Annotated in this window: 4 protein-coding genes; 3 read left to right on the top strand and 1 reads right to left on the bottom strand. The window is 59.5% G+C overall.

Features of this window, described 5'->3' with window-relative positions; all coding sequences use genetic code 11:
- Positions 1-124 precede the first annotated feature (124 nt).
- Positions 125-658: an aminoglycoside nucleotidyltransferase ANT(2'')-Ia gene (aadB, locus tag PSF11_RS20970; RefSeq protein WP_000381802.1), complete on the bottom strand. Its 534-nt coding sequence runs from the start codon at positions 656-658 to the stop codon at positions 125-127.
- A 164-nt stretch (positions 659-822) separates the two neighbouring features.
- On the opposite strand from aadB, the gene intI1 reads away from it, so the two are divergent.
- From intI1 to PSF11_RS20955, 3 genes are all read left to right on the top strand, one after another.
- On the top strand, positions 823-1,836 hold the full coding sequence (intI1, locus tag PSF11_RS20965; RefSeq protein WP_000845054.1) for a class 1 integron integrase IntI1: 1,014 nt from the start codon (positions 823-825) through the stop codon (positions 1,834-1,836).
- Between the two features lie 305 nt (positions 1,837-2,141).
- Positions 2,142-2,699: a recombinase family protein gene (locus PSF11_RS20960; protein ID WP_001162012.1), complete on the top strand. Its 558-nt coding sequence runs from the start codon at positions 2,142-2,144 to the stop codon at positions 2,697-2,699.
- 2 nt (positions 2,700-2,701) lie between these two features.
- Positions 2,702-5,669 (top strand): Tn3 family transposase (locus PSF11_RS20955; RefSeq protein ID WP_021243023.1); only part of this gene is annotated, 2,968 nt, incomplete at its 3' end.

Below are 5,669 nucleotides of genomic sequence, written 5' to 3'. Positions count from 1 at the left end.
TGCACGCTTAAAAATAATAAAAGCAGACTTGACCTGATAGTTTGGCTGTGAGCAATTATGTGCTTAGTGCATCTAACACCTGAGTTAAGCCGCGCCGCGAAGCGGCGTCGGCTTGGACGAATTGTTAGGCCGCATATCGCGACCTGAAAGCGGCACGCAAGACCTCAACCTTTTCCGCCCCGAGTGAGGTGCATGCGAGCCTGTAGGACTCTATGTGCTTTGTAGGCCAGTCCACTGGTGGTACTTCATCGGCATAGTAAAAGTAATCCCAGATGATCGCCTCCCAGCTGTTACAACGGACTGGCCGCCCGGCGATGACGCCCTCAGCCGCCTCTGGGCACGAGCCCTGCGGAGCCTCCGCGATTTCATACGCTTCGTCTGCCCACCAAGCAGGTTCGCAGTCAAGTAACTCATCCCCGATCTCCGCTAAGAATCCATAGTCCAACTCCTCCATGACGCGCCCGCCGAGCATTTCAACTATTGCCTCGAGCTCGCCGCGCCTCTCGCCGGGAAACGTCAGATCAATATCATCGTGCTTGCGTGTTACACGCCCTAGCCGTGCATCGATCGCCCAGCCCCCACCGATCCAGAGCGGCAGATTTCGCTCATCTGCCGCAGCTAGAATTTTGTGTATCAATGTGACCTGCGTTGTGTCCATGCGGCCTAACTTTGTTTTAGGGCGACTGCCCTGCTGCGTAACATCGTTGCTGCTGCGTAACATCGTTGCTGCTCCATAACATCAAACATCGACCCACGGCGTAACGCGCTTGCTGCTTGGATGCCCGAGGCATAGACTGTACAAAAAAACAGTCATAACAAGCCATGAAAACCGCCACTGCGCCGTTACCACCGCTGCGTTCGGTCAAGGTTCTGGACCAGTTGCGTGAGCGCATACGCTACTTGCATTACAGTTTACGAACCGAACAGGCTTATGTCAACTGGGTTCGTGCCTTCATCCGTTTCCACGGTGTGCGTCACCCGGCAACCTTGGGCAGCAGCGAAGTCGAGGCATTTCTGTCCTGGCTGGCGAACGAGCGCAAGGTTTCGGTCTCCACGCATCGTCAGGCATTGGCGGCCTTGCTGTTCTTCTACGGCAAGGTGCTGTGCACGGATCTGCCCTGGCTTCAGGAGATCGGAAGACCTCGGCCGTCGCGGCGCTTGCCGGTGGTGCTGACCCCGGATGAAGTGGTTCGCATCCTCGGTTTTCTGGAAGGCGAGCATCGTTTGTTCGCCCAGCTTCTGTATGGAACGGGCATGCGGATCAGTGAGGGTTTGCAACTGCGGGTCAAGGATCTGGATTTCGATCACGGCACGATCATCGTGCGGGAGGGCAAGGGCTCCAAGGATCGGGCCTTGATGTTACCCGAGAGCTTGGCACCCAGCCTGCGCGAGCAGCTGTCGCGTGCACGGGCATGGTGGCTGAAGGACCAGGCCGAGGGCCGCAGCGGCGTTGCGCTTCCCGACGCCCTTGAGCGGAAGTATCCGCGCGCCGGGCATTCCTGGCCGTGGTTCTGGGTTTTTGCGCAGCACACGCATTCGACCGATCCACGGAGCGGTGTCGTGCGTCGCCATCACATGTATGACCAGACCTTTCAGCGCGCCTTCAAACGTGCCGTAGAACAAGCAGGCATCACGAAGCCCGCCACACCGCACACCCTCCGCCACTCGTTCGCGACGGCCTTGCTCCGCAGCGGTTACGACATTCGAACCGTGCAGGATCTGCTCGGCCATTCCGACGTCTCTACGACGATGATTTACACGCATGTGCTGAAAGTTGGCGGTGCCGGAGTGCGCTCACCGCTTGATGCGCTGCCGCCCCTCACTAGTGAGAGGTAGGGCAGCGCAAGTCAATCCTGGCGGATTCACTACCCCTGCGCGAAGGCCATCGGTGCCGCATCGAACGGCCGGTTGCGGAAAGTCCTCCCTGCGTCCGCTGATGGCCGGCAGCAGCCCGTCGTTGCCTGATGGATCCAACCCCTCCGCTGCTATAGTGCAGTCGGCTTCTGACGTTCAGTGCAGCCGTCTTCTGAAAACGACACCATGTGCAAACGATGTCAGAATAGAGTTAAATTTCCTATTGATTGACATATTCCGTCAAAGGTAATAGATTTCATCCTGACACTTTTGCCTTTGGAGGCATCTTGCAAGGTCAACGCATCGGCTATGTCCGCGTCAGCAGCTTCGACCAGAACCCGGAACGGCAATTGGAGGGTGTTCAGGTGGCGCGGGTGTTCACCGACAAGGCTTCTGGCAAGGACACCCAGCGTCCCGAGCTGGAAAGGCTGCTGGCCTTCGTCCGCGAGGGCGACACCGTGGTGGTGCATAGCATGGACAGGCTGGCACGCAACCTTGATGACCTGCGCCGCATCGTCCAAGGGCTGACACAACGGGGCGTGCGCATGGAGTTCGTCAAAGAAGGGCTGAAGTTCACCGGCGAGGACTCACCGATGGCCAATCTGATGCTGTCGGTCATGGGAGCCTTCGCTGAGTTCGAGCGCGCCCTGATCCGCGAACGTCAGCGCGAGGGAATCGTGCTGGCCAAGCAGCGCGGTGCCTACCGGGGACGAAAGAAATCGCTGAACAGCGAACAAATTGCCGAGTTGAAACGGCGAGTTGCGGCAGGCGACCAAAAAACCTTGGTGGCCCGTGACTTCGGCATCAGCCGCGAAACCTTGTACCAGTACCTGCGGGAAGACTGACCATGCCACGCCGCTCAATCCTGTCCGCCACCGAGCGCGAAAGCCTGCTGGCACTGCCAGATGCCAAAGACGAACTGATACGGCACTACACGTTCAACGAAACCGACCTGTCGGTGATCCGTCAGCGTCGCGGCGCCGCGAATCGATTGGGCTTCGCTGTGCAGCTTTGCTACTTGCGATTCCCTGGCACCTTTTTGGGCGTCGATGAGCCTCCGTTTCCGCCCCTGTTGCGCATGGTGGCCGCGCAACTCAAGATGCCAGTGGAAAGTTGGAGCGAGTACGGCCAGCGCGAACAGACACGGCGGGAGCACTTGGTCGAGCTGCAAACGGTTTTTGGGTTCAAGCCCTTCACCATGAGCCACTATCGGCAAGCCGTGCATACATTGACCGAGCTGGCCTTGCAGACCGACAAAGGCATCGTGCTGGCGAGCGCACTTGTCGAGAATCTGCGGCGGCAGAGCATTATCCTGCCCGCCATGAATGCCATCGAGCGCGCAAGCGCCGAGGCCATCACCCGTGCCAACCGACGCATTTACGCGGCGCTGACCGATTCTTTGTTATCACCCCACCGTCAGCGCCTGGACGAACTTCTCAAGCGCAAGGACGGCAGTAAAGTGACGTGGCTGGCATGGCTGCGCCAGTCGCCTGCCAAACCGAACTCTCGCCACATGCTCGAACATATTGAGCGCCTGAAATCCTGGCAAGCACTTGATCTGCCCGCAGGCATCGAGCGGCAGGTTCACCAGAACCGCCTGCTCAAAATCGCTCGTGAAGGTGGCCAGATGACGCCTGCTGATCTGGCAAAGTTCGAGGTGCAACGACGCTATGCCACGCTGGTAGCGCTGGCCATCGAAGGCATGGCCACCGTCACCGATGAAATCATCGACCTTCACGATCGCATCATCGGCAAGCTGTTCAACGCGGCCAAGAACAAGCATCAGCAGCAGTTCCAGGCTTCCGGCAAGGCGATCAACGACAAGGTGCGGATGTATGGGCGCATCGGTCAAGCGTTGATTGAGGCCAAGCAAAGCGGCAGCGATCCGTTCGCCGCCATCGAGGCCGTTATGCCCTGGGACACCTTCGCCGCCAGCGTCACCGAAGCGCAAACATTGGCGCGGCCTGCCGACTTTGATTTCCTGCACCACATCGGTGAAAGCTATGCCACGCTACGCCGCTACGCGCCGCAGTTCCTGGGCGTGCTCAAATTGCGGGCTGCGCCCGCCGCCAAGGGTGTGCTCGATGCCATCGACATGCTGCGCGGCATGAACAGCGACAGCGCGCGCAAGGTGCCCGCCGATGCGCCAACCGCATTCATCAAGCCGCGCTGGGCAAAGCTGGTTCTGACCGACGACGGCATCGACCGGCGTTACTACGAGTTATGCGCCCTGTCGGAGCTGAAGAACGCGCTGCGCTCCGGTGATGTCTGGGTGCAGGGTTCTCGCCAGTTCAAGGACTTCGACGAATACCTGGTGCCGGTCGAGAAGTTCGCCACTTTGAAGCTGGCCAGCGAATTGCCGCTGGCAGTGGCCACCGACTGCGACCAATACCTGCATGACCGGTTGGAATTGTTGGAGGCGCAACTCGCCACAGTCAACCGCATGGCTGCGGCCAACGACTTACCGGATGCCATCATCACCACCGCGTCAGGCCTGAAGATCACGCCGCTGGACGCGGCAGTACCAGACGCCGCGCAAGCCATGATCGACCAGACAGCTATGCTGCTGCCGCACCTCAAAATCACCGAGTTGCTGATGGAGGTCGATGAATGGACGGGCTTCACCCGCCACTTCACACACCTGAAGACCAGCGACACGGCCAAGGACAAAACCTTGCTGTTGACGACGATCCTGGCCGACGCGATCAACCTGGGTCTGACCAAAATGGCCGAGTCCTGCCCTGGCACCACCTACGCCAAGCTGTCTTGGCTGCAAGCCTGGCACATCCGCGATGAAACCTATTCGACGGCGCTGGCCGAGCTGGTGAATGCGCAGTTTCGGCAACCCTTCGCCGGCAACTGGGGTGACGGCACCACGTCATCGTCGGACGGCCAGAACTTCAGAACCGGCAGCAAAGCAGAAAGCACTGGTCATATCAACCCGAAGTATGGAAGCAGTCCAGGACGGACTTTCTACACCCATATCTCCGACCAGTACGCGCCCTTCAGTGCCAAGGTGGTCAACGTGGGCATTCGTGATTCAACTTACGTGCTTGATGGCCTGCTGTACCACGAGTCGGACTTGCGCATCGAGGAACACTACACCGACACGGCAGGCTTCACCGATCACGTGTTTGGCTTGATGCATTTGCTGGGATTTCGCTTCGCGCCGCGTATCCGTGACTTGGGCGAAACCAAGCTATTCATCCCCAAGGGCGATGCCGCCTATGACGCGCTCAAGCCGATGATTAGCAGCGACAGGCTGAACATCAAGCAAATACGCGCCCATTGGGATGAAATTCTGCGGCTGGCCACCTCCATCAAGCAAGGCACGGTAACGGCTTCGCTGATGCTGCGCAAACTCGGCAGCTACCCGCGCCAGAACGGCTTGGCCGTGGCGTTGCGCGAGCTGGGGCGCATCGAGCGCACGCTGTTCATTTTGGATTGGCTGCAAAGCGTGGAGCTGCGCCGCCGCGTCCATGCGGGGCTGAATAAGGGCGAGGCGCGCAACGCGCTGGCCAGGGCGGTCTTCTTCTACCGATTGGGTGAAATCCGCGACCGCAGTTTTGAGCAGCAGCGCTACCGGGCCAGCGGCCTCAATCTGGTGACGGCGGCCATCGTGTTGTGGAACACGGTATATCTGGAGCGTGCCACCAGTGCTTTGCGTGGCAACGGCACGGCGCTGGACGACACATTGTTGCAATATCTGTCGCCGCTGGGGTGGGAGCACATCAACCTGACCGGCGATTACCTATGGCGCAGCAGCGCCAAGGTCGGTGCGGGGAAGTTTAGGCCATTGCGACCGCTGCCACCGG

This window comes from Providencia sp. PROV119 (genome assembly GCF_028482435.1).
Taxonomy (GTDB): domain Bacteria; phylum Pseudomonadota; class Gammaproteobacteria; order Enterobacterales; family Enterobacteriaceae; genus Providencia; species Providencia stuartii.
Note: the sequence above shows the minus strand (reverse complement) of the source record. Positions and strands in the feature narration are given on the sequence as shown.

What these genes read in the sequence shown, in the direction of transcription:
- aadB (WP_000381802.1), bottom strand. Translation starts at nt 658, where the DNA reads ATGGACACAACGCAGGTCACATTGATACACAAAATTCTAGCTGCGGCA.
- intI1 (WP_000845054.1), top strand. Translation starts at nt 823, where the DNA reads ATGAAAACCGCCACTGCGCCGTTACCACCGCTGCGTTCGGTCAAGGTT.